This is a genomic window from Microbacterium sp. GbtcB4, assembly GCF_019091465.1.
Lineage (GTDB): Bacteria > Actinomycetota > Actinomycetes > Actinomycetales > Microbacteriaceae > Microbacterium > Microbacterium paraoxydans.
In genome coordinates, this window is record NZ_JAGXJJ010000732.1 from 1 (window position 1) to 231 (window position 231).

General features: G+C 74.5%; 1 protein-coding gene. It reads left to right on the forward strand.

What is annotated here, in order from left to right:
- Positions 1 to 231, forward strand: a 231-nt coding sequence (locus KVS71_RS19430; RefSeq protein WP_217585345.1) for a beta-propeller fold lactonase family protein, incomplete at both ends; no start/stop codon positions are given.

Here is a 231-nt window from a genome sequence, read left to right on the forward strand (position 1 = left end):
GGCCAGGAGGCCACGACGCTCCCCTACCGCGGGCCCGTGACGCAGACCCCGTCGCCGTCGTGGCTGGCGGCACATCCGTCCCCCGACGTCGTGTACGCGGCGCAGGAGGGCGATGCCGCCGTGCAGGCGTTCGCGCGCATCGGGGAGCTGGCGCTGACGCCGCTCGGCGATCCGGTGGCGACGGGGGACGTCGTCTGTCATCTCGCAGTGTCGCCGAACGGCCAGACGCTC